At 69.2% G+C, this 20472-nt stretch carries 19 protein-coding genes; 10 read left to right on the top strand and 9 right to left on the bottom strand.

Features of this window, described 5'->3' with window-relative positions; translation table 11 throughout:
* Positions 1 to 124: 124 nt before the first annotated feature.
* Positions 125 to 1402 carry a signal recognition particle-docking protein FtsY gene (gene ftsY, locus AB5J62_RS30795; RefSeq protein ID WP_370943473.1) on the top strand — a complete coding sequence of 426 codons (1278 nt, stop codon included), beginning with the start codon at positions 125 to 127 and terminating at the stop codon, positions 1400 to 1402.
* Positions 1403 to 1939: 537 nt separating this feature from the next.
* Here the strand turns inward: ftsY and AB5J62_RS30790 are convergent.
* Genes AB5J62_RS30790 through AB5J62_RS30780 form a run of 3 tightly spaced genes read right to left on the bottom strand, consistent with a single transcriptional unit; the run spans position 1940 to position 3217 of the window.
* Entirely contained in the window at positions 1940 to 2134 is a 195-nt protein-coding gene (locus AB5J62_RS30790) for a hypothetical protein (protein WP_370943472.1), read from the bottom strand.
* 23 nt (positions 2135 to 2157) lie between these two features.
* Positions 2158 to 2433: a hypothetical protein gene (locus tag AB5J62_RS30785; protein WP_370943471.1), complete on the bottom strand. Its 276-nt coding sequence runs from the start codon at positions 2431 to 2433 to the stop codon at positions 2158 to 2160.
* A 34-nt stretch (positions 2434 to 2467) separates the two neighbouring features.
* Complete coding sequence (locus AB5J62_RS30780) at positions 2468 to 3217, bottom strand: IclR family transcriptional regulator (RefSeq protein ID WP_370943470.1); 750 nt, start codon at positions 3215 to 3217, stop codon at positions 2468 to 2470.
* 56 nt (positions 3218 to 3273) lie between these two features.
* On the opposite strand from AB5J62_RS30780, the gene aceB reads away from it, so the two are divergent.
* Both aceB and AB5J62_RS30770 read left to right on the top strand, forming a co-directional pair.
* The gene (gene aceB / locus AB5J62_RS30775; protein WP_370943469.1) at positions 3274 to 4851 is read left to right on the top strand and encodes a malate synthase A; all 1578 of its coding nucleotides are present in this window, start codon (positions 3274 to 3276) and stop codon (positions 4849 to 4851) included.
* A gap of 5 nt (positions 4852 to 4856) precedes the next feature.
* On the top strand, positions 4857 to 6056 hold the full coding sequence (locus tag AB5J62_RS30770) for an aldolase (protein WP_370943468.1): 1200 nt from the start codon (positions 4857 to 4859) through the stop codon (positions 6054 to 6056).
* On the opposite strand, the gene AB5J62_RS30765 is transcribed toward AB5J62_RS30770, so the two are convergent.
* From AB5J62_RS30765 to AB5J62_RS30755, 3 genes are all read right to left on the bottom strand, one after another.
* Positions 6043 to 7311 (bottom strand): DUF2786 domain-containing protein, encoded by a 1269-nt coding sequence (locus tag AB5J62_RS30765; protein WP_370943467.1) that lies wholly within the window; start codon positions 7309 to 7311, stop codon positions 6043 to 6045. The genes AB5J62_RS30770 and AB5J62_RS30765 overlap by 14 nt on opposite strands.
* A 46-nt stretch (positions 7312 to 7357) precedes the next feature.
* Positions 7358 to 8203 (bottom strand): helix-turn-helix domain-containing protein, encoded by an 846-nt coding sequence (locus tag AB5J62_RS30760; RefSeq protein ID WP_370943466.1) that lies wholly within the window; start codon positions 8201 to 8203, stop codon positions 7358 to 7360.
* A gap of 206 nt (positions 8204 to 8409) precedes the next feature.
* A complete protein-coding gene (locus AB5J62_RS30755; RefSeq protein WP_370943465.1) occupies positions 8410 to 8766 on the bottom strand; it encodes a hypothetical protein in 357 nt (118 codons plus the stop codon).
* A 421-nt stretch (positions 8767 to 9187) separates the two neighbouring features.
* Between AB5J62_RS30755 and AB5J62_RS30750 the strand changes: the two genes are divergently transcribed.
* The gene (locus AB5J62_RS30750) at positions 9188 to 9433 is read left to right on the top strand and encodes a hypothetical protein (RefSeq protein ID WP_370943464.1); all 246 of its coding nucleotides are present in this window, start codon (positions 9188 to 9190) and stop codon (positions 9431 to 9433) included.
* 406 nt (positions 9434 to 9839) lie between these two features.
* Here the strand turns inward: AB5J62_RS30750 and AB5J62_RS30745 are convergent, their stop codons facing one another.
* Positions 9840 to 10373, bottom strand: coding sequence for a TetR/AcrR family transcriptional regulator (locus AB5J62_RS30745; RefSeq protein WP_370943463.1), 534 nt, complete (start codon positions 10371 to 10373; stop codon positions 9840 to 9842).
* Between the two features lie 96 nt (positions 10374 to 10469).
* Here AB5J62_RS30745 and AB5J62_RS30740 point away from each other — a divergent pair, with 96 nt between their 5' ends.
* A complete protein-coding gene (locus AB5J62_RS30740; RefSeq protein WP_370943462.1) occupies positions 10470 to 11387 on the top strand; it encodes an SDR family NAD(P)-dependent oxidoreductase in 918 nt (305 codons plus the stop codon).
* Between the two features lie 22 nt (positions 11388 to 11409).
* Here AB5J62_RS30740 and AB5J62_RS30735 read toward each other — a convergent pair whose 3' ends face one another.
* Both AB5J62_RS30735 and AB5J62_RS30730 read right to left on the bottom strand, forming a co-directional pair.
* The gene (locus AB5J62_RS30735) at positions 11410 to 11961 is read right to left on the bottom strand and encodes an RICIN domain-containing protein (protein WP_370943461.1); all 552 of its coding nucleotides are present in this window, start codon (positions 11959 to 11961) and stop codon (positions 11410 to 11412) included.
* Between the two features lie 93 nt (positions 11962 to 12054).
* Complete coding sequence (locus AB5J62_RS30730) at positions 12055 to 13518, bottom strand: PucR family transcriptional regulator ligand-binding domain-containing protein (protein ID WP_370943460.1); 1464 nt, start codon at positions 13516 to 13518, stop codon at positions 12055 to 12057.
* A gap of 118 nt (positions 13519 to 13636) precedes the next feature.
* Between AB5J62_RS30730 and AB5J62_RS30725 the strand changes: the two genes are divergently transcribed.
* The 5 genes from AB5J62_RS30725 (at position 13637) to AB5J62_RS30705 (ending at position 20443) form a co-directional block, all read left to right on the top strand.
* Positions 13637 to 14506, top strand: a complete 870-nt coding sequence (locus AB5J62_RS30725) for a xanthine dehydrogenase family protein subunit M (protein ID WP_370943459.1) — start codon at positions 13637 to 13639, stop codon at positions 14504 to 14506.
* Positions 14497 to 14949 carry a (2Fe-2S)-binding protein gene (locus tag AB5J62_RS30720; protein WP_370943458.1) on the top strand — a complete coding sequence of 151 codons (453 nt, stop codon included), beginning with the start codon at positions 14497 to 14499 and terminating at the stop codon, positions 14947 to 14949. Before AB5J62_RS30725 ends, AB5J62_RS30720 begins: the two co-directional genes overlap by 10 nt.
* Complete coding sequence (locus AB5J62_RS30715) at positions 14946 to 16289, top strand: 8-oxoguanine deaminase (protein WP_370943457.1); 1344 nt, start codon at positions 14946 to 14948, stop codon at positions 16287 to 16289. Before AB5J62_RS30720 ends, AB5J62_RS30715 begins: the two co-directional genes overlap by 4 nt.
* The gene (pucD, locus tag AB5J62_RS30710; protein ID WP_370943455.1) at positions 16289 to 18571 is read left to right on the top strand and encodes a xanthine dehydrogenase subunit D; all 2283 of its coding nucleotides are present in this window, start codon (positions 16289 to 16291) and stop codon (positions 18569 to 18571) included. Before AB5J62_RS30715 ends, pucD begins: the two co-directional genes overlap by 1 nt.
* A 63-nt stretch (positions 18572 to 18634) precedes the next feature.
* Positions 18635 to 20443: a protein-arginine deiminase family protein gene (locus tag AB5J62_RS30705; RefSeq protein WP_370943453.1), complete on the top strand. Its 1809-nt coding sequence runs from the start codon at positions 18635 to 18637 to the stop codon at positions 20441 to 20443.
* The last annotated feature ends 29 nt before the right edge of the window (positions 20444 to 20472 follow it).

Here is a 20472-nt window from a genome sequence, read left to right as displayed (position 1 = left end):
GTCCACGACAGCGCGTGACGCAACCCCTGGTGTTGACTCTTGTCCCAACGGTGTGACACATCGTTATCCGTTGGCGGAGCGGTGGGTGCGCACGAGGGGGCGAGCACCTGCGAAGATGGCGGCCGTGTCAAACGCGCCCTGGTTCTGGATCGTCGTCGTAGTCGTACTCGCGCTGGTCGTCGCACTGGTGTCGGGCCTGATCATCGCGCGCAAGCGCCGCATCAGCCTGGACAGCAAGGCCGCCACCGAGGTCGAGCAGAAACCCAAGGGCGGTGGCTACCAGGCGGGCGGCGGCATCTCGCTGGCACCCGGCGGCGAGGCACACCCGGTCGAGGACCGCCCCGAGACCGACGGCCAGCCCGCCGTCGGCGACGACGCGGCCGTCCCGAGGGACTCGCCGCAGCGCACGGTCGTCGACGTCGTGCTCCCCGAAGCCGAAAAGCCCGCCGAGCCCAAGGTCGAAGAGATCGACCCGGCCACGGGCCGTCTCGAGCGCCTGCGCGGCCGTCTGTCCAAGTCCCGCTCGATGTTCGGCCAGGGCCTCCTCGGTCTCCTCGGCGCCGGTGACCTCGACGAAGACTCCTGGCAGGAAGTCGAAGACACCCTGCTCGTCGCCGACCTCGGCGCCACCCTCACCGGCGAAATCGTCGCCAGGCTGCGCGACGAGCTTTCCCGCCGCGCCGTCCGCACCTCCGAAGACGCCCGTGCCGTGTTGCACGAGGTCCTGACCTCCACGCTCTCGACCGAGCGCGACCGCGCCGTCCGCGCGCTCCCGCACGTGGTCGACGGCCAGAAGCAGCCCGCCGTGGTGCTGGTCGCCGGCGTCAACGGCACCGGCAAGACCACCACCACCGGCAAACTCGGCCGCGTCCTGGTGGCCCAGGGCAACTCGGTCGTCCTCGGCGCGGCCGACACCTTCCGCGCCGCCGCCGCCGACCAGCTCCAGACCTGGGCCGAGCGCGTCGGCGCCGAAGTCGTCCGCGGCAAGGAAGGCGCCGACCCGGCCGCAGTCGCCTTCGACGCCGTCAAGCGCGGCATCGACCAGACCGTCGACACCGTGCTCATCGACACCGCCGGCCGCCTGCACACCAAGACCGGCCTGATGGACGAACTCGGCAAGGTCAAACGCGTCGTCGAGAAGCTCGCGAAGGTCGACGAGGTCCTGCTCGTGCTCGACGCGACGACGGGCCAGAACGGCCTGATGCAGGCGCGGGTGTTCTCCGAGGTCATCGACGTGACCGGCATTGTGCTGACGAAGCTGGACGGGACCGCGAAGGGCGGGATCGTGTTCCAGGTGCAGCGTGAGCTCGGTGTCCCGGTCAAGCTGGTCGGCCTGGGTGAGGGGCCTGACGACCTGGCGCCGTTCGAGCCGGGGGCCTTCGTGGACGCACTGCTCGGCTAGAAGCCCGTCGAAGGTGGCGCGAAGTGGTCGTGAGTGTTTTTGCCGGTTCTAACCCAATGCCGGGTAGCTAAGGATCGGGCCGGTTGGTCAAGTCGCCGCTCGGCGGGTGCCGCATGGACGACTGAGCGTTGTGAACGGGGCGTTCACAACGCTCAACGTTGCATACGCCCCGCTCACTACGTCCATCCCCACTCGAAAAGCGGGCAAATAAGATATTTCGGCCGTTGACGGTGGTCCGACTGTTGCGAAACCCGAGTTTGGGCCAGTGGATGGCCCAAACTCGGGTTTCGCGTGCCCACGCGTCGATGTGACAACGCAAGCCGAGTCTTAACTACCCGGCATTGGGTTCTAACCGGCCTTACCACTCACGACCACTTGTCGTTATAGGGCTACTTCCTGTCGATCAGGGTTTGAATCTGGGCGCTGATCCGCCCACCTGTGCTTCGAACTCGCGCATCTGCACCTGGAACTCATGGATACCTGTAAGGGGTTGGTGCGACGCTTTGGGTTTGTCGTGGTCTGTCTGTTCGGCCTTACTCACTTTTGCCTCGTGATGAAAGCCGTGGACCAGGTGGCGTCCGTGCGGTAGTCGATACTTGCTTGCCCGGTGTAGCGGCGTCCAGGCTCGAGCGGCAAGCCCGGCCCGATGTTGACGGCGAAGGGTGCGGTGGCGGGAGCGTCGGGGCGGACGTCCTCTTGGGCGTTGACCGTCACCTTCGTCCTAACGATCATCGGGCCATCACCGGCCTGCAGGGTCACGGGTTCGCCGTGCTCGTCGACCAGGCTGAGCGCCCCGGCTGGCGCTGGAGACGGGGGCGGCCGTCGTCGGGCTCGGTCAATTCGCCCCGCTGGGCTCGGTCCAGTTTGACCTTGATCAGCGATCTGAAGTCCCTTGCCGCGTCGGGGCCCTCTGCCGCCTCGATGATGGCCGCATGATCTCTGACTTCGGCGATCGGAACGTTCAGTCCTTCGTGGTGGTACCACTCCCACTTCCCGCCGCAAGTGAAGGCGAGCGAAACCCAGCCCGGCATTGTCGAACCTCCCGTGATTCGACAAGACTACGGGCTAGTGGATAAGTCCACTTGTCAGGGCGGCTGCGGCGCGCCGGACGGCAGGCGCGATGCGTTCCACCGCGTCCAAAGTGAGTCGTCCCGAAGGTCCCGAAACCGAGACCGCGGCAGGAGTCGGCGCGCCCGGGATCGCCACGGCCACGCAGCGCACCCCGATCTCCTGCTCGTTCTCATCCACCGCGTAGCCCTGCTCACGCACCAAAGCCAAGTGCTCGATCAACGCGTCGGCGTCCGTGAACGTGTGCTCCGTGTACGGCGGCATCCCCGTGCGCTGGAGCAGTTCGCGCACGTCGTCGACCGGCATCTGCGCCAGGATCGCCTTGCCGACGCCCGTGCCGTGCGGGAGCACGCGGCGGCCGACCTCGGTGAACATCCGCATCGAGTGCTTCGACGGCACTTGGGCGACGTAGACGACCTCGTCACGCTCCAGCACCGCCAGGTTGGCCGTTTCGCCGACCTCCTCGACCAGTTCCGCCAAAAGCGGGCGCGCGGCCGTGCCGAACTGCATGCTCGCGTGCTCGCCGAGGCGGATGAGGCGGGCGCCGAGCGCGTAGCGGCGGTTGGTGTTCTGACGCACATATCCGAGGCTGACGAGGGTGCGGATGAGGCGGTGGATGGTGGGCATGGGCAGCCCGGACAGGGCCGCGAGCTCGGAAATGCTGGCCTCGCCGCCCGCGTCGGCCAGTCGTTCGAGCAGGGAGAAGGTTCGCTCCAGCGACTGCACACCACTCGACTTCTCCGCCATGCGGAAACTATAGTCTGGGATGTAGAAACCTACGAGAGTCCTTTGAGGTGTTTCGCATGTCTGAAGTCCAGGTGCTCGGAGAATCCGTCGACCGTGGCGACGAGATACTGACGCCGGAAGCGCTCGACTTCCTCGCCGGTCTGCATGACGCCTTCGCGGCGCGGCGCGACGAGCTGCTGCTCGCCCGCGGCAAGCGTCGCGAGGAGGCGAAGCGCACCGGCAAGCTGGACTTCCTGCCCGAGACGCGTGAGGTGCGTGAGGGTGACTGGCGCGTCGCCGAGGCGCCGGCGCGGCTGCGGGACCGTCGTGTCGAGATCACCGGGCCGACCGATCGCAAGATGACCATCAACGCGCTGAACTCCGGTGCCAAGGTGTGGCTCGCCGACCTCGAGGACGCCAACACCCCGCACTGGGCGAACGTGGTCTCCGGCCAGGTCAACCTCTACGACGCCATCCGCGGCACGATCACGCTGGAAAGCGGCGGCAAGAGCTACGCGCTGCGCGACGACGTCGAGCACGCCACCATCGTGGTCCGCCCGCGTGGCTGGCACCTCGACGAGCGGAACCTGACCTTCGGCGGGCGCAAGGCCGTCGGCGCGCTGGTCGACTTCGGGCTGCACTTCTTCCACAACGCCAAGGAACTGCTGCATCGCGGCAGCGGCCCGTACTTCTACCTGCCGAAGATGGAAAGCCACCTCGAGGCGCGGCTGTGGAACGACGTGTTCACCCACGCGGAGAAGACGCTGGGCGTCGAGCACGGCACCGTCCGCGCGACCGTGCTGATCGAGACCATCCCGGCCGCGTTCGAGATGGAAGAAATCCTCTACGAACTGCGCGAGCACGCGTCGGGCCTCAACGCCGGGCGCTGGGACTACCTGTTCAGCATGATCAAGTACTTCCGTGACGCCGGCGAGAAGTTCGTGCTGCCGGACCGCAACTCGGTCACCATGACCGCGCCGTTCATGCGTGCCTACACCGAGCTGCTGGTGCGCACCTGCCACAAGCGCGGCGCGTTCGCGATCGGCGGCATGGCCGCGTTCATCCCGAACCGCAACGACCCGGAAGTCACCGCGGCCGCGCTGGACAAGGTCCGTAACGACAAGAGCCGCGAGGCCGGCGACGGTTTCGACGGTTCGTGGGTCGCGCACCCCGGCATGGTCGACATCTGCCGCGAAGAGTTCGACAAGGTGCTCGGCGACAAGCCGAACCAGCTCGACCGGACCCGTGACGAGGTCCGCGTCACCGCCGACCAGTTGCTCGACGTGGCGTCGACCGAGGGCGGCGCGACCGCGGCCGGTCTGCGCGCGGCCGTCGACGTCGGCATCCGCTACATCGCTTCGTGGCTGTCCGGCAACGGCGCCGCGGCCATCCACAACCTGATGGAGGACGCGGCCACCGCCGAGATCTCGCGCTCGCAGATCTGGCAGTGGGTGCGCAACGGCGTCAAGCTCGACACCGGCGATGTGGTCACCGAATCCTTGGTGCGTAGTGTGCTCGACGAGGTCCGCGCCGATCTCGCCACGCAGATCGCGGCCGATCTGCTCGACCCGGCGGTCGAGCTGTTCGAGCAGGTCGCGCTGGCCGAGGAGTTCCCGGACTTCCTGACGCTGCCCGCATACGAACGGATCAAGTAAGCCCCATGGACGGACGGCTCGCTGAAGATGTCTACGCCGCCGCCGACGCCCGCCTGGTCGAGGCGGACGCGCGGGTGGCGGCGCGGTACCCCGGCGAGCCGTCCGGCCGCCGGCCAGTGCACACCGTGTACGTGCCCGCTTCGCAGTACCGGACGCGCCTCGTCGCGGACTGGGGCAAGCAGGCGATGCGCGTGTTCATGGAGCAGGGCGAAGCGCTCGGGCTCGACGAAGCGGTTTTCGAGCGGGTGCGCACGAAACTGCTGATGGAGCCGATCGAGGATCTGCGGATCGACTTCGAGGACGGCTACGGCAAGCCCGGCGACGACGTCGAGGACAAGGACGCGGTCGCCGCGGGCCGCACGCTGGCCGTCACCGGCGGGACGCCGTTCGTCGGCATCCGGTTCAAGAGCTTCGAGCAGGCGACCCGGCGACGGGGTATTCGCACACTCGATCTCTTCCTCTCCGGCTTGCTGGAAAGCGGCCCGCTGCCGCAAGGTTTCGTCGTCACGCTGCCGAAGGTGACCGCGGTCGAGCAGGTCGCGGCTTGCGCGGAAGTGCTGGGGCGCTTGGAATCCGCGTACGGCCTGCCCGAGGGCGAGTTGCGGTTCGAGGTCCAGATCGAGACGGCGCAGTCGATTCTCGGCACGGACGGGACCGTGTCGGTGGCGCGGATCATCCAGGCCGCCGGTGGCCGGTGCTCCGGCCTGCACTACGGCACGTACGACTACAGCGCGGGCCTCGGCATCAGCGCCGAGTACCAGAGCATGGAGCACCCGGCCGCCGATTTCGCGAAGCAGTTCATGCAGGTCGCGGCGGCGGGCACCGGGGTCAGGCTGTCCGACGGCTCGACGAACAAGCTGCCGGTCGGCGACCAGGTTCTGCCTGCCTGGCACGAACATCTGCGCCTCGTGCGGCGTTCGCTGGAGCGGGGTTTCTACCAGGGCTGGGACCTGCACCCGCACCAGCTGCCGACGCGGTTCGCCGCGACGTACGCGTTCTTCCGAGAAGGTTTCCCGGCCGCCTCGCAGCGGCTGAAGGCCTACGCGGACCGGGCGTCGAGCGGCATACTCGACGAACCGGCCACCGCGCAGGCGCTCGCGACGTATCTGTTGCGAGGCTTGGATTGTGGCGCGCTGGACGAGAGCGAGTCGGCGTTCGGCCGCCCGGCGCTGGACGGCTACGCGCGCAGGCTCACGACCCCTTGATCGGCCGCCGGGCGTCGAGCTGCGCGCGGTCGGCGGCGGCGAGGCCGGCGTGCCAGCCCTCACCGCTGCCGACGGAGACGCTTTTGCCGCGCACGGTGGGGAACATCGTGTCGAAGACCTTGTCGACCTTGGCCTGATGCGAGGCGAGCACGGGCAGCAGCCGTCCGGCGTCGGCGGATTCGGCGATCGTCGCCTCGGTCGCCTTCGTGAGCCGTTCCCCGATCCGCGTGGCGTACGCGACCAGGAACGACTGCCGGAACGACCGTGACCGCGTCGAGCTCTGCTTCCCGCTCGCGACCATCGCGCGCGTCGCCTGCACCAGCAGCGAGGTGGTCAGCAACTCGACGGCGTCGAGGTCGTTCTCGTCGCCGACGATCGTGACGAATCCCCACTGCGAGAAGATCAGCTTGCACCGGTTCGCCCGCGCGACCGCGTCGGCGAGCATCGCCTTCGCGTCGACGTAGGGCGTGTCCAGCCAAAGCCTGCGCGCGCTGGGCAGGTCCTCGGTGTCGGCGTCCGCTTCGACGAGCACCCGGTCGAGCGCGTGCCGGGTCATGAGTTCCTGCGCCTTGGCCGACAACGCCTCGGCCTCTTCCGGGAAGCCGGTCGACTCGGCCTTCGCGAGCAGGCCGCGCACCCGGGCGAGCATCTTCTCGTCGACGTTGTGGTGCTTGTGCGCCCTCGGCACGGCGGCGCCGGGCAGCGGGCGGATCAGTTCCAGCTGAGGCAGCTTGATCAGCAGCGCGAGCGCTTCGATGACCGTGATCAGCGTTTCGACGGCGGTGAGGATGTGTTTCGCCGCCCACTGCCCGAGATGCGGCTCCGACCGCGACCACCACGCGGCGATCTCCAGCTCGGCGGCCTGCGCGCGCCAGGTCTCGTCCACCGTGGCCGGTGCGAACGGCAGCAGGTACTCGGCGATCACATCGAGCAGGTAGGCGACGGCGAACTGGTCCACGTCGCGCCGCGCCGCCTCGTGGATGTCGGCGGGCAGCCAGCCGTTGCGGAACACCCGCGTGACGATGTGCTGGCCCGCGAGGCCCGCGGCCCGTTGCAGCAACGGCGTCAGCTCGTCGGTGCGCGCCAGCGCGTTCGCGCATTCCTTGGCGGCACTGGTGTTGCCGCGCACCGTGTCCGCGGCGGCCGTGATGATCACGTTGCCGATGTCGTCGGCCGACGGCTGCTGCCGCTGCGCGGTCCAGAAGGCGGACTGCTTCGGTTTCGCGGCCTGCCGCTGCCGGTTCTTCTTACCCATGATCAGCGGCTCCCTGGGACATGCGGCGAGTATAGGTTCGGCGTCCTCACAGGTATTCGCCCGCCACTCTGAGCACGAAGTCCCGCGAGTCCTCCGGCCCGAGCGCGGCGGCCGTCAGCCGCCGCCAGAGGTCGTCGTACGCGTCGAGATGCGGCTGCTCGTCGAGATAGTGGCCGTCCGTGTAGCTCTCCCGGTAGACGAACCGCAGCAGACCGGCGGGCGTGGGCGAGGGGATGCGGAACAGCTGGAAGTCGTAGCTCGCCCGCGGCGCGGTGCGGGCCCGGAACGGCAGCACCTGGACTTGGACGTGCGCGAACAGCATGGTCCTGGCGAGATGGGCCAGCTGCGCCCGCATCACCTCCCGATCCCCGACCATGCGCCGCAGCGCCGACTCCGACAGCACGAAACGCAGCTCGGCCGGGTCGTTCCTGGTCAGGATCCATTGCCGTTCGAGCCGGGCTTCGACGACGTCGTCCGCGGTTTCCCTGGGCAGCTGGGCACGCAGGTAGCTTTCGGCTTGCAGCAGGTCGGGAATCCTTTCGTGGCAGTAGGTCTTGACCACCGAGGAGTCCTCCTCGAGGTCGATCGCCATCCGGGCGTGCTTGTCGTAGACGCGCCGGTACCCGGACCAGCGCCCGCGTTCCTGGCTGCCCCGCCCGAGTTCGAGCACCCAGTCGACATCGACGTCCTGACAGGCGGCCGCGCCGAGCGAAGCGGTGATCTTCTTGAGCGAATGCGGTGGCAGGCCGGTGATCCCGCGCTCGATCCGGCTCATCGAGCTGGCGCTCTTGCCGATGATCTTCCCGGCCTGATCGAGCCCGAACCCGGCGGATTCGCGGAGTGTCCGGAGTACTTGGCCGACTTGGAGCCGGCGGACAGTGGCTGTTGTCATATGCCACTATTACCGCGATATTGGGGGTGCGCGCATCGCCTGATCGAGTGGTGCCTGTGGTCTAGGCCACGTAAGTATCAGACGGCGAACCGGCGCCAGGTGTCGGGGCAGATTGCCGCGCCGGCGCGGGATTGACCGTTTCGTGTGCCATTGCCGAAACGCGTGGCAAAGGGGGCGTCGAAATGACGCCCCCTCGCTGCTGCCCGCTATGTGTCGGCGGGCTCATCTCGGCCTCGTACGGTTGTGGCGACGACCGCCAGCACGAAGAACTGGCCTGCGATCGTCGCGACCGTCGCCCATGTCGGCAAGGCGGCGGGAACCGCCTTGAAGGTGAGCGCGGGGCTGATGATGGCCCCGACCGCGACCAGCGCGTTGATGATCGTGCACAGAAGTCGACGGGTTTGACTGGATGGCAGGACCATTTCGGTCTTCACGTCCGACGTCTCGATCCGCACGCGCGCGAACTGGGTAGGCACTTCGTCCCAGCCCAGCGTTACCTCATGGGATCCGGAGTTTTCCGGTCCCGATACATCGGCACCCATGGTGAAGTGCCCTTCCTGCACCCAGTCAGGCGAGCCCCGGGTGGGCTCGGCGCGCTGGGGACCACTGTGTGTGCCGCGGCTCGGCCACCCCCATGGCGCCAATCGCGGCTGCGCCGCTCCCCGGTCGTTGATGGCAGGGTGCGGATATTCGTACGACCGCAGTCGTGACATCGAGAAGCGGTGGTCTCGCTTCCCATGCCTTGTGTTCGGCCCTTACGGGGCTCGAATCGTTGCCGTCTTCCCTTTTGTCAAGGTCTCACCTCCTTTCAAGCGCCCCCGTCCTGGGCGGCGCCCCGTCGCTCCGGCTGAGCGAACACTCCATCACTGTATGACCGGCGTCACAGGATGCGCAACCTATTCGACACATATTCGCTGCGGAAAATGTGGTGACTAGGTGGTTTGTCTGCCATAGTGGGGACAGAGAGCGTCGGGAAGGAGTGGCATGCCATCGGTTGAGGACACGGCGACCGGGCGGCCGGCCGTCGTCGATCGCGTCAATGTCGCGCTGATCGCCGAGGCGGTCGAAGCGATGGGCAAGCTTCAAGAGCGCACGGGAATGAAGAAGGTCGACCTGGTCAACCGCGCGCTGATGATCTACGAGTTCGTCGACGCCGAGTTGCGCTCGGGCAAGCAGGTGGTCTTGCGCGATCCGGATGGTCAAGATCAGCTGGTCAAGATCTTCATGTAGCCGGTTCTTGTATGCGGGTAGGCCGAGTTGATCTGCGCGAATCGAGGAGCCTGGACGTTGTGCGGCCAGCCTCTTCCATTCACTGCGGCTGACCATCTGCGGCAAAGGGTCAAGCCGGTTGACGTCTCAAATCCTCCTCGGTCAACTTGCTTGACCTTGAGGCTGGGGGCGTGGTGCGACCGGTTATTGGCCGGAAGGGGCAAACGTGGTGGGCGAGTGGAGCCTTTGCTGCATCTGACGCAGCAAAGGTTCCACTCGCCCGCGGCAGGCCTGGGTTGCTGTGGGGGTCGTGAGTGGTACGGCCGGTTCTAACCGGTCTAAACACTCACGACCCCCACGTCGAGTCGATGATCACGCCACCTTTGCGTTTCCCCTCAGCAACATTCATGGTCCGCTTGGCCGGCGGTCAGGCGCCGTAGCGGAGGCCGTCCATCAGCAGGTCGAACGCGCGCCGCGACTGGTCGGTTTCGGCCGAGGCGAGCGAGATCCCGGCCATGCCGACGAGCACGTCGCCCGGATCGACGTCCTGGCGCAGCTTTCCGGCGCTCGCGCGCAGCAAGGCCGAGATCGCGGCGGTGAGCTTGCCCCGGCTCTCCGAGAACGGGTTGCCGCCGGACGCGACGACCGCGCGCAGCGCGTCGCCCATGACGCGCTTGGTGGCCATGTAGTCGAAGAAGCGGTTCATCCACTCGCGCATCGCCTTGTCGGGGGCCATGTTCTCGAGCAGTTCCGGGACGGCGTCGCACAGCTTCGCGAGTTCGCTGCGGTAGGCCGCTTCGACCAGGGCTTCGCGGGTGGGGAAGTGGCGGTAGAGGGTGCCGATGCCGACGCCCGCCTCTTTCGCGATGGCGTCGAGGGTCACGTCGGGGTCATTGTCGGCGAACGCGCGCGCCGCGGTTTCGACCAGGCGGTCGCGGTTGCGCTGGGCGTCGGCACGCACGTGGTTCCTCCCGGAGTTGCTAAGCGGAGGCTCCTCCGGTTATGGTGGGGAGCGTAACGGAGGAACCTCCGCTTAGCTTACCGGATAGGAACCGTCATGACTCTGAGCATCAACTTCGGCTACGCGTCGACCGCCGCGGAGGTCATCGAAGGCGTCGACCTCACCGGGCGCCGGGCGATCGTCACCGGCGGCGCGTCGGGTATCGGCGTCGAGACCGCGCGGGCACTCGCGGGCGCGGGCGCCGAGGTGACGCTGGCCGTGCGCAACCTCGACGCGGGCAACCGGGTCGCCGACGAGATCGGCAAGGGGGTGCTGGTCGCGCATCTCGACCTCGGTGACCAGGCTTCGGTGGCCGCGTTCACCGCGGGCTGGGACGGGCCGCTGGACATCCTCGTCAACAACGCGGGGGTGATGGCGACGCCGGAGACCCGGACGCCGGAAGGGTGGGAACTGCAGTTCGCCACGAACCACCTCGGCCACTTCACGCTGGCCAAGGGGCTGCACCGGGCGCTCGCCGCCGCGGACGGGGCGCGTGTCGTCGCCGTCAGTTCGAGCGCGCACCTGCGGTCGGGCATCGTCTTCGACGACATCCACTTCCGCGAGCGCGAGTACGAGGCCTGGTCGGCGTACGGCCAGTCCAAGACCGCGAACGTGCTCTTCGCCGTCGAGGCGACGCGGCGCTGGGCCGACGACGGCATCACCGTCAACGCGCTGATGCCAGGCTCGATCCAGACCGCGCTGCAGCGCCACGTCGACCCCGACGAGATCGCCAGGCTGCGCGCGGCCGCGGGCTCCGAGCTGCGTCCCTGGAAGACGACCGAGCAGGGCGCCGCTACTTCGGTGCTCCTCGCGACCTCGCCGCTGCTGGACGGCATCGGCGGCAAGTACTTCGAGGACTGCAATGAGGCCGAGCCGAACCAGCCGGGCTCGCCGCGCGGCGTCGCCGCCTACGCGCTCGACCCCGAAGCCGCCGAGCGGCTCTGGGTGGTCACCGAGGACATGCTCGCCAGGTGACCGAGGCACCGCACGGGGTCGCTCAGCCGAACCACCATTCGTGGTCGTCGTTGTCGCTGCAGGTGTAGATGCCCAGTCGTGCGTCGGGGCCGCCATCGCCGTAGCCGGGGACGTCCAGGCACTGGTCCGTGGACTTCACGTTGCGGATGTGAACCGTGTCATTGGGACGCGGGTCCAGGTACCAGTCCTGGTTGTCGTTGGCCAGGCAGTGGTACTCGCTGACATCGGTGCCCGGCCATTGCGCGTCGTAGTACGGCAGGTCGAGGCAGAGGCCGTCCGAGGTGTTGACGATCCGGTAGAACGGCTTGCCGTCCGCGTCGGACCCCGACGGCTGGATCGTGAAGTACTGGTTGTCGCCGGTCGGCCTGCAGTACCACTGGTTGACCGGGCCGTCGGGCTCACCGGGACCGAGGTCGGGCAGGTCGACGCACAATCCCGTGGCCGCGTTGTGGATCAGGACCGCGGCGTTGAGCTTCGGCGCCTTCGCCGGCGCCGCCTGGGCGGAGCCGAGGGCGGTGGCCGCAACGGCCAGTGCGAGCGCCAGCGCGCCCAGCAGTCGTTTTCCCCTGTTCACAGCGTCTCCCCAAAGAATGTGTGCAACGTCGGCCTGTGCACGCTCGACGGGGTGACGCGGGTTGCCCGCGTCGCGACGATTCGGCCGTTCGGGCTAAGACTCGGCCTTGAGCGCCAGGTAGACGTCGACCTGGTGCGTGAACTCGGTCAGGTCGACGCCGAGCAGCTCCGACGCCTTCGCGACGCGGTAGCGCAGGGTGTTGACGTGCACGTGGAGCGCCTTGGCCGCGCGGGCGGGCGAGCTCGAGCACTCCAGGTACACGCGGATCGTGTGCACGAGGTCGCCGTGCTGCTCGGTGTCGTAGTCGAGCAGCGGGCCGAGCACCCGTTGCCGCAGCGCCGAGCGCAGCTCGTCCGGCGCGCCGGCCAGCAGCAGCCGGTGCATGCCGACCTGCTCACCCGCGACGACCTCGACGACTCCCGGCCGCAGGCCCGCCGCCGTGACCGCGTGCCTGGCCTCCTCGCTCGCGCCGCGCAGCGCGGAGAGCGGGGCCGGGCCGCCGATGCCGATCAGCACCCGTGACGCCAGCAGCAGTGGCTCCACAGTGGACAGCGAGCGCCGCGCCGCCGAAGTCCAGTCGGCAGGCCAGGACGGATGGTCCTCGATGAGGGCGTAGGCGTCTTCGCCGGATTCGCCGAGCAGCACCCGGCCGGGGTGCCCGGCGAGCAGGTCGGCGAGCAGGCCGCGGCCCTCGTGCGCGTCGGGGGTGCGGGCGACGAGCACCCGGACGGTGCCGGACAGCCCGCTCGACGGGAGCGTGCCCGCCGGGTCGCCGCTGCCCGCGAGCAGCTCGATCAACGGCTCGGCGATGCGGTCGGAGACGCGGCGGACCTCCTCGTCGCGTGACCTGGCGAGGCCGATCAGCCCGGCCAGCTCGTCGATGACGTCGTGGGCCGACGGGACCAGGTCGCGGCGCACGGCCAGCAGCCACGGCACCGCGTGGCGGCCGCCGATCGGGGTCAGCTCGTGGTCGTCGACGTGCGTCGGCAGGCCGCGCGCGGCGACGAACCGCCGCACCAGCGCGCTCACCGGCGGGGTGTCGCCGGACCCCGCGACCACGCGCCCGGTCGCGGACAGGACCCAGCACGGCGCGCCCAGCTCGGCCGAACCGTGCTCGACCAGCGCGTCGAGCGAGGCGTCTTCGGCCGCGATGGAGAGCAGACGTTTGCGCGCGCTCTGCGAACCGGCGGCGAGCGCGAGCACCACGCGCTCGGTGATCACCGCGAACGACAGGTCGGCAGGCGCCTCCAGCAGCGGGATGCGGTGCCGGTCGCAGGCCTCGATGAGGTCGCCGGGTATGCCGCCGGTGTCGGCGCCCGACGCGGCGAGCGCGGCCGCGCCCGCGGTGGCCAGCGCGGCGACGAACGGTTCGGCGTCGCCTGGTCGTTTCCACCAGAGCAGGCCGCTGAGCACGAACTCGCCCGCCGACACGTAGCGGCCGGGATCGGCGAGTTCGGTGCCGTAGATCCTGGTCACGGCCCGGTCGAGCAGGTCGCCGCCCGCGCGGACCCGCAGGCGTAACGCGGGGATGTCCAGCAGAGTCTTCACAGTCGTCATGGCCTTTGTAGGAAAGCACAACGGGTGATGCCCGCGAAGCCGCCGTTTGGTGCTCGCACGCCGTTGCCGACTAGGCCATAAGTGTGTGTACTTGGGCATCACCTGGGAGGAGCCAGAGTTGGATTTCCTGCGACCCGCGACACTGCGTGAGGCGCTCGAGCTCAAGGCCGAGCGCGTCGACGCGGTGCCCATCGCCGGCGGCACGGACGTGATGGTCGAGCTGAACTTCGACCACCGGCGGCCTGCCGCGCTGCTCGACCTGACCGGCATCGGCGAGCTCGCCGAGTGGTCCACTTCGGACGGTCAGGTCCGGCTCGGCGCCGGCGTCCCGTACGTCCGCGTCATCGCTGAGCTGGGCGAATCCCTGCCCGCGCTGGCGATGGCCTCGCGCACGGTCGGCTCGCCGCAGATCCGCAACCGGGGCACGGTCGGCGGCAACCTCGGCGCCGCGTCGCCCGCCGGCGACACACACCCGGTGCTGCTGGCGCTCGGGGGCGAGGTCGAGGTCGCGTCCGTGCGCGGCTCGCGCCGGATCCCCGCCGACGAGTTCTACCTCGGCGTCAAGCACAACGCGCTCGAACCGGACGAGCTGATCACCGCGGTGCACCTGCCCGCTTCGGCAGGCCCGCAGCAGTTCGCCAAGGTCGGGACGCGCAACGCGATGGTCATCGCGGTCTGCTCGTTCGCGATCGCACTGCGGCCCGAACGGGCGGAGATCGGGGCGGCCGTCGGCTCGGCCGCGCCGACGCCGCGACGAGCCCGCGAGGCCGAGGAGTACCTCGCGGCCGAGGCGCCATGGGACACGCGGGCCCCGATCGCCGACTCGGTCAAGCGCCGCTTCGGCGATCTGGTCGCGCAGGCCGCGTCGCCGATCGACGACGTGCGCGGCAGCGCCGCCTACCGCAAGCACGCGCTGGCCGTGATGGCGCGCCGCACTTTGACATGGGCATGGAACGAGTACCAGGGGGTCGAGCGCTCGTGCGCGTGAACGTGACTGTCAACGGCGATGCCCGTCAGGCGGATGACGTCTGGGAAGGCGAGAGCCTGCTGTACGTGCTGCGCGAGCGGCTCGGCCTTCCCGGCTCCAAGAACGCTTGTGAGCAAGGCGAATGCGGTTCCTGCACGGTCTATCTCGACGACGTGCCGGTGTGCGCGTGCCTGGTCGCGGCCGGTCAGGTCGAAGGCCGCGAGGTGCGCACGGTCGAAGGGCTCGCCGACGGCGACCAGCTCGACCCGATCCAGCAGTCCTTTGTGGACCACGGGGCCGTGCAGTGCGGTTTCTGCACGCCCGGCCTGGTCGTCGCCGCGCATGACCTGCTCAGGCGCGTACCCGATCCCAGCGACGAGGAGATCCGCGAGGCGCTCGCCGGAAACCTGTGCCGCTGCACCGGATACGAGAAGATCCTCGACGCGGTTCGCGGTGCCAAATGAGGACGGTCATCGAGAACGCCGCCATCGCGACCGTCAACGCCGACGGCGACGAGTTCACCGGTCACGTCGTCATCTCCGGCGAGCGGATCACGGCCGTCGGCGCTGGTGAGGCGCCGGCGGGGGAGTACGACGAGCGCGTCGACGGGCGAGACCTCCTGGTCACGCCTGGGCTCGTCAACACCCATCACCACCTCTACCAATGGGCGACACGCGGGCTCGCCGCCGACCACACGCTGTTCGAGTGGCTCGTCGAGCTGTACCCGATCTGGCGCGGGCTCGACGCGGGCGTCACGCACGCGGCCGCGACCGCCGGGCTGGCGCGGCTCGCGCTGACCGGCTGCACGACCGTCGCCGATCACCACTACGTCTTCCCGCGTGGCGGCGGGGACCAGGTCGAGGCGCTGGTCGGCGCCCGCGAGCGGATCGGCGTGCGGCTGCACGTCGTGCGCGGGTCGATGGACCGCGGCGAGTCCGACGGCGGGCTGCCGCCGGACAACCTGGTCGAGACCACCGAGGGCGCGCTGCGCGGCACCGAGGAAGCGATCGACCGGTATCACGACGCAGGCCCGAACGCGCACGTGCAGATCGCGGTCGGGCCTTGCTCGCCGTTCTCGGTCAGCTCCGAGCTGATGACCGGTGCCGCGGAATTGGCGCGGCGCAAGGGAGTCCGCCTGCATACGCACCTCGCGGAGACGCTCGACGAGGAACGGCAGTGCCTGGAAGAGCAGGGCTGCACGCCCGCCGAATACGCCGACAAGCTCGGCTGGCTCGGTGACGACGTCTGGCTCGCGCACACCATCCACCTCGCGCCGTCGGCCATCCGGCGGCTCGGCGCGACCGGCACCGGCGCCGCGCACTGCCCGACGTCCAACGGCCGCATCGGCTGCGGGATCGCGCCGGTCCGTGACCTGCTCGACGCGGGCGCGCCGGTCGGCCTCGGCGTCGACGGCGCCGCGTCCAACGAGTCCGGCGGGCTCGGCGAAGAGCTGCACCAGGCGTTACTGCAGGCCAGGCAAAGTGGCGGCCCGCGCGCGCTGACGACGCGTGAATCGTTGTGGATGGGCACCATGGGCGGCGCCCGATGCCTCGGCCGCGCCGGCGAAATCGGCTCGATCGAGCCGGGCAAGCTCGCCGACCTCGCGGTCTGGGACCTGCGCGGTCTGCTCTACGCCGGGATCACCGACCCGGTCGCCGCGCTCGTGCTCGGCGCGACGCCGCCGCTGGCCAAGCTGTTCGTCGGCGGCGAAGCCGTGGTGTCCGGTGGCGGGCTCCGCCGAGCCGACGAGTCCGCGATCGCCGCGGAACTGTCGGTGGCCAGTGCGAAACTGCGGGAGGCCTGATGACCACGTCCACCACGACGTCGACTGAGACCAGGACAACGCCGAACGGAGTCGGCGCGAGCCCTCAGCGGCCGGACGGGATCGTCAAGGTCCGTGGCGAGTTCGCCTACTCGTCGGACCTCTGGCACGAGGACATGCTGTGGGGCGCGACCCTGCGCAGCCCGCATCCGTACGCGCGGATCGTCTCGATCGACATCGCGCAAGCCCTTGCGGTGCAAGGGGTGTACGCGGTGCTGACGCACGAGGACGTGCCGGGCGTCAACCGGTACGGGCTGGAGCACGCGGACCAGCCGGTGCTGGCCGACGAGGTCGTGCGGTACCAGGGCGAGCCGGTCGCGATCGTCGCGGCCGACCACCCGGAGACCGCGCGGCGCGCGCTGAAGAAGATCGTCGTCACCTACGAGGTGCTGGAGCCGGTCACCGACTCCGAGGCCGCCGTCGCCGGTGAAGGCGCGCGGTTGCACGAAGGCGGCAACGTCGTGCGCCACGTCAAGATCCGGCGCGGCGCCGAGTTCGACGCCGAAGTCGTCGTGTCCGGCGTCTACGAAGTCGGCATGCAGGATCAGGCGTTCCTCGGCCCCGAGTCCGGGCTCGCGGTGCCGGACACCGAGGGCGGTGTCGACCTTTACGTTGCCACGCAATGGTTGCACGTCGACCAGCAGCAGATCGTGGCAGCGCTGGGGTTGCCGGTGGACAAGGTGCGGCTGACGCTCGGCGGGGTCGGCGGCGCGTTCGGCGGGCGCGAGGATCTGTCGATGCAGGTGCACGCCTGCCTGCTCGCGCTGCACACCGGCAAGCCGGTCAAGATGGTCTACAACCGGGAAGAATCCTTCTACGGCCACGTGCACCGGCATCCGGCGAAGATGTACTACGAGCACGGCGCGGACTCGGACGGCAAGCTCGTCTACGTCAAGGCGAGGCTGTATCTCGACGGCGGCGCGTACGCGTCGTCGACCGGCGCCGTGGTGGCGAACGCGGCCACGCTGGGCGTCGGACCGTACAATGTGGACAGTGTGAGTGTCGACTGCTGGGGCGCCTACACGAACAACCCGCCGTGCGGCGCGATGCGTGGATTCGGTGCCGTGCAAGCGGGTTTCGCCTACGAATCCCAGATGGACAAGCTCGCCGGGGCCTGCGGCGTCGACCCGGTCGAGCTGCGCATCCGCAACGCGATGGCCGAAGGCAGCCTGATGCCGACCGGCCAGGTCATCGACTCCGCCGCGCCGGTCGCCGAGCTGCTCGAACTCGTCCGCGCCAAGCCGATGCCCGCCGCCAACGACGGCTCCGATCTGCGGCTGCTGCCCGGCGGCGTGTCCAACACGACGCACGGCGAAGGCGTGGTCCGCGGCGTCGGCTACGCGGTCGGCATCAAGAACGTCTGCTTCTCCGAGGGCTTCGACGACTACTCGACCGCGCGCGTGCGGCTGATGGTGGTCGGCGGCGAGCCTGCCGCGACCGTGCACACCGCGGCCTGTGAGGTCGGGCAGGGCCTGGTCACGGTGATGCAGCAGATCGTGCGCACCGAACTCGGCATCGAGCAGGTGACGATCCTGCCGATGGACACCTCGATCGGCAACGGCGGTTCGACGTCGGCGTCGCGCCAGACCTACGTGACCGGCGGCGCGGTGCAGGCGGCCTGCCTCGCCGTGCGCGACCGCCTGTTCAAGCACGCCGCGGGCCGGTTCGACATGTCCGGGGCGAGCGTCGCAGGCGGCAAGATCGTCACCACGCAAGGCGTCGTGGCGGATGTGGCGGACATCGTCGGCACTGAGGTCTTCGACGAGACGGTCGAGTGGCGGCACCGCCCGACCCAGGCCGTCGACCCGGAGTTCGGCCAGGGCAACGCGCACGTCCAGTACGCGTTCGCCGCGCACCGCGCGGTCGTCGACGTCGACACCGAACTCGGCCTGGTCAAGGTCGTGGCGCTGGACTGCGCGCAGGACGTCGGCAAGTCGATGAACCCGCAGGCCGTGCTCGGCCAGATCCAGGGCGGCTCGGCGCAGGGACTCGGCCTGGCGGTGATGGAGGAGATCCAGATCGCCGACGGCAAGATCCGCAATCCGTCCTTCACCGACTACCTGATCCCGACGGTGCTCGACATGCCCCCGATGTCGATCGACGTGCTCGAACGCGCGGATCCCCATGCGCCATACGGGTTACGCGGCGTCGGCGAACCCCCGACGATCTCGTCCACCCCGGCGATCGTGGCCGCCATCCGCGCGGCCACGGGCCTGGCGTTGCCCCGGGTCCCTGTCCGGCCAGAGCATTTGACGGGTACCTGATCTTCAAGCCGGCCTGACCGGACGCACACAGGTTCCTGACAAGCCGCTGCGAGAGTGCGGTGCATGACAGCCCGCACTCTGCTCGCCTTGGCCGTTGTGGCACTCGGCGTCATCGGATCCGCCCCGGCCGCGTCCGCGACCCCCGACCTGGTCCAGTTCCGCACGGACACCCCGCTCTTCCTGGCCAACATCGACGACGACGCCGGAGTCTGCAAGGCCAAGGCGAAGCAGATCGCCGCTGACGCGGTGGAGAAGGAGAAAGCCGAGACCGACGCGTTCGACAAGCGTCACCAGGAACTGCTCGAACTCGCGAAGACCGACCCCGAGCGCGCCGAGCGTGAATACGCGCAGCTGCAGAAGGACCACCGCGTCGCGCAGTACGCCGCCGACCGCGAGATGGCCGCGTGCAACGACGCGGCCGACGACGTGGTGAACGGTCCGCAGGACGAGAAGGACCTCACCCGCCTGCACGTCTGGTCACCCTGGGGCACCGGCAAGGTCGCGGTTCCCGAGCACGTGCGCGTCTTCGTCAAGCGCGCCCAGTGGGAGGTCGTGAAGGCGGACACCGTGCTGTCGGAGGAGGAACTGCGGCGCGGCGTCGAAGTCGGCGTCGAAGGCCTGGATGTCATCCGCGACGCGAAGGTCTGGGACGGCCGGGTGACCGTCGGCCTGACCGTCAACGGCCACACGTCGAAGCTCGACCTGCGCGAGGCCCCGGTGATCACGCAGAACAACACCCAGCGCGTGCAGGACGTGCTCATCGCCGACCAGCGCGAGACCGACGCCGCGTTCGACAAGGCGATGGCGGGCGCGGTGGACAAGCCGTTGCATCGGGTCGACACCGGCGGCGACGACTGGATGCAGGACGTCTTCGAACCGGCGTCGATGAGCGTCCCCGGCAGCTCGATGCGCGTGCTGATCACTTCGGTGAACAACTCGCGGCGCCTGGGCGCCCGCACCGCGTGGACCGAGTTCGCCGGCCCCGGCGTGGCCGCCGTGCACGTCGAACACGCCTTCACCGCGAAGGAGCACGAAAGCCTCGACTCCATGGGCAACCTGGAGACGGTGCCGCCGCGCCCCGGCTTCCCGTCCGGCCAGATCATCGTCGGCGCGGGCGACCCCGGTGAGGGCCCGGCCGCCGAGATGCTCACTTTCCTTGCCGCGCAAGCGGTTCAGCAGCCGATCACGCTGGACACCTCCTGGCTCGACGTCGGTCACGTCGACGAGTTCGTCCAGTTCGTGCCCGCACCGGGCAGCAGGCTGGGCTGGCGCGCGCTGGTCGCCGACCCGGTGCGCGGCCTGCAGCTGCTCAAGGACGCCGGGCACGGCGACCAGATCATGCACGGCGACCTGCCCAAGCTGGAGTGGCCGTACGACCTGCACGTCGACCAGCGCTCGATCGGCGAGTTCCTGGCCGACGAGCAGTTCGTGCGCACCAACCAGAACGCGGCGTCGAAGATCGACGCGAACCTGGCCGTCCTGCGTCAGAAGACCGGCCTCACCGACGCCGACATCGTGCGCGTGCCGACGTTGTTCTCCTACAAGTCGCTGGACTGGCAGTTCCTCAAGCAGGACATCGACCGGATGCCGGCTGGCCCGGAGAAGGACAAGAAGCTCGCGCAGCTGACCGCCATGACCATCGCGGTCGCCGAGATCCCCAACGCCGTCAACGGCCTCGTCCTCGACGGCGGCCGCTACGTCGCGCCGAAGCAGTACGGCCCGCTCATCGGCGGCAAGGACGTTTTCGCCGAGGCCGTCACCCAGTCGCTCAAGAGCACGGGCCTGACCGTCCGCTACGTGGACGACTTCCTCGGCGCCCACATGTCCGGCGGCGAGATCCACTGCGTCACCAACACCTTGCGCGCCTTCTGAACTGGTCGTGAGTGGTATGGCCGGTTAGA

Origin of the sequence: Amycolatopsis sp. cg5 (genome assembly GCF_041346955.1) — a bacterium.
GTDB lineage: Bacteria > Actinomycetota > Actinomycetes > Mycobacteriales > Pseudonocardiaceae > Amycolatopsis.
This window is presented reverse-complemented; position numbering and strand designations above follow the sequence as displayed.

Excerpts from the sequence above, each read along its gene's own strand:
- AB5J62_RS30790 (WP_370943472.1), bottom strand. The coding sequence starts at position 2,134 with ATGATCGTTAGGACGAAGGTGACGGTCAACGCCCAAGAGGACGTCCGC.
- AB5J62_RS30785 (WP_370943471.1), bottom strand. The coding sequence starts at position 2,433 with ATGCCGGGCTGGGTTTCGCTCGCCTTCACTTGCGGCGGGAAGTGGGAG.
- AB5J62_RS30780 (WP_370943470.1), bottom strand. The coding sequence starts at position 3,217 with ATGGCGGAGAAGTCGAGTGGTGTGCAGTCGCTGGAGCGAACCTTCTCC.
- aceB (WP_370943469.1), top strand. The coding sequence starts at position 3,274 with ATGTCTGAAGTCCAGGTGCTCGGAGAATCCGTCGACCGTGGCGACGAG.
- AB5J62_RS30770 (WP_370943468.1), top strand. The coding sequence starts at position 4,857 with ATGGACGGACGGCTCGCTGAAGATGTCTACGCCGCCGCCGACGCCCGC.
- AB5J62_RS30765 (WP_370943467.1), bottom strand. The coding sequence starts at position 7,311 with ATGGGTAAGAAGAACCGGCAGCGGCAGGCCGCGAAACCGAAGCAGTCC.
- AB5J62_RS30760 (WP_370943466.1), bottom strand. The coding sequence starts at position 8,203 with ATGACAACAGCCACTGTCCGCCGGCTCCAAGTCGGCCAAGTACTCCGG.
- AB5J62_RS30750 (WP_370943464.1), top strand. The coding sequence starts at position 9,188 with ATGCCATCGGTTGAGGACACGGCGACCGGGCGGCCGGCCGTCGTCGAT.
- AB5J62_RS30740 (WP_370943462.1), top strand. The coding sequence starts at position 10,470 with ATGACTCTGAGCATCAACTTCGGCTACGCGTCGACCGCCGCGGAGGTC.
- AB5J62_RS30730 (WP_370943460.1), bottom strand. The coding sequence starts at position 13,518 with ATGACGACTGTGAAGACTCTGCTGGACATCCCCGCGTTACGCCTGCGG.
- AB5J62_RS30715 (WP_370943457.1), top strand. The coding sequence starts at position 14,946 with ATGAGGACGGTCATCGAGAACGCCGCCATCGCGACCGTCAACGCCGAC.
- pucD (WP_370943455.1), top strand. The coding sequence starts at position 16,289 with ATGACCACGTCCACCACGACGTCGACTGAGACCAGGACAACGCCGAAC.
- AB5J62_RS30705 (WP_370943453.1), top strand. The coding sequence starts at position 18,635 with ATGACAGCCCGCACTCTGCTCGCCTTGGCCGTTGTGGCACTCGGCGTC.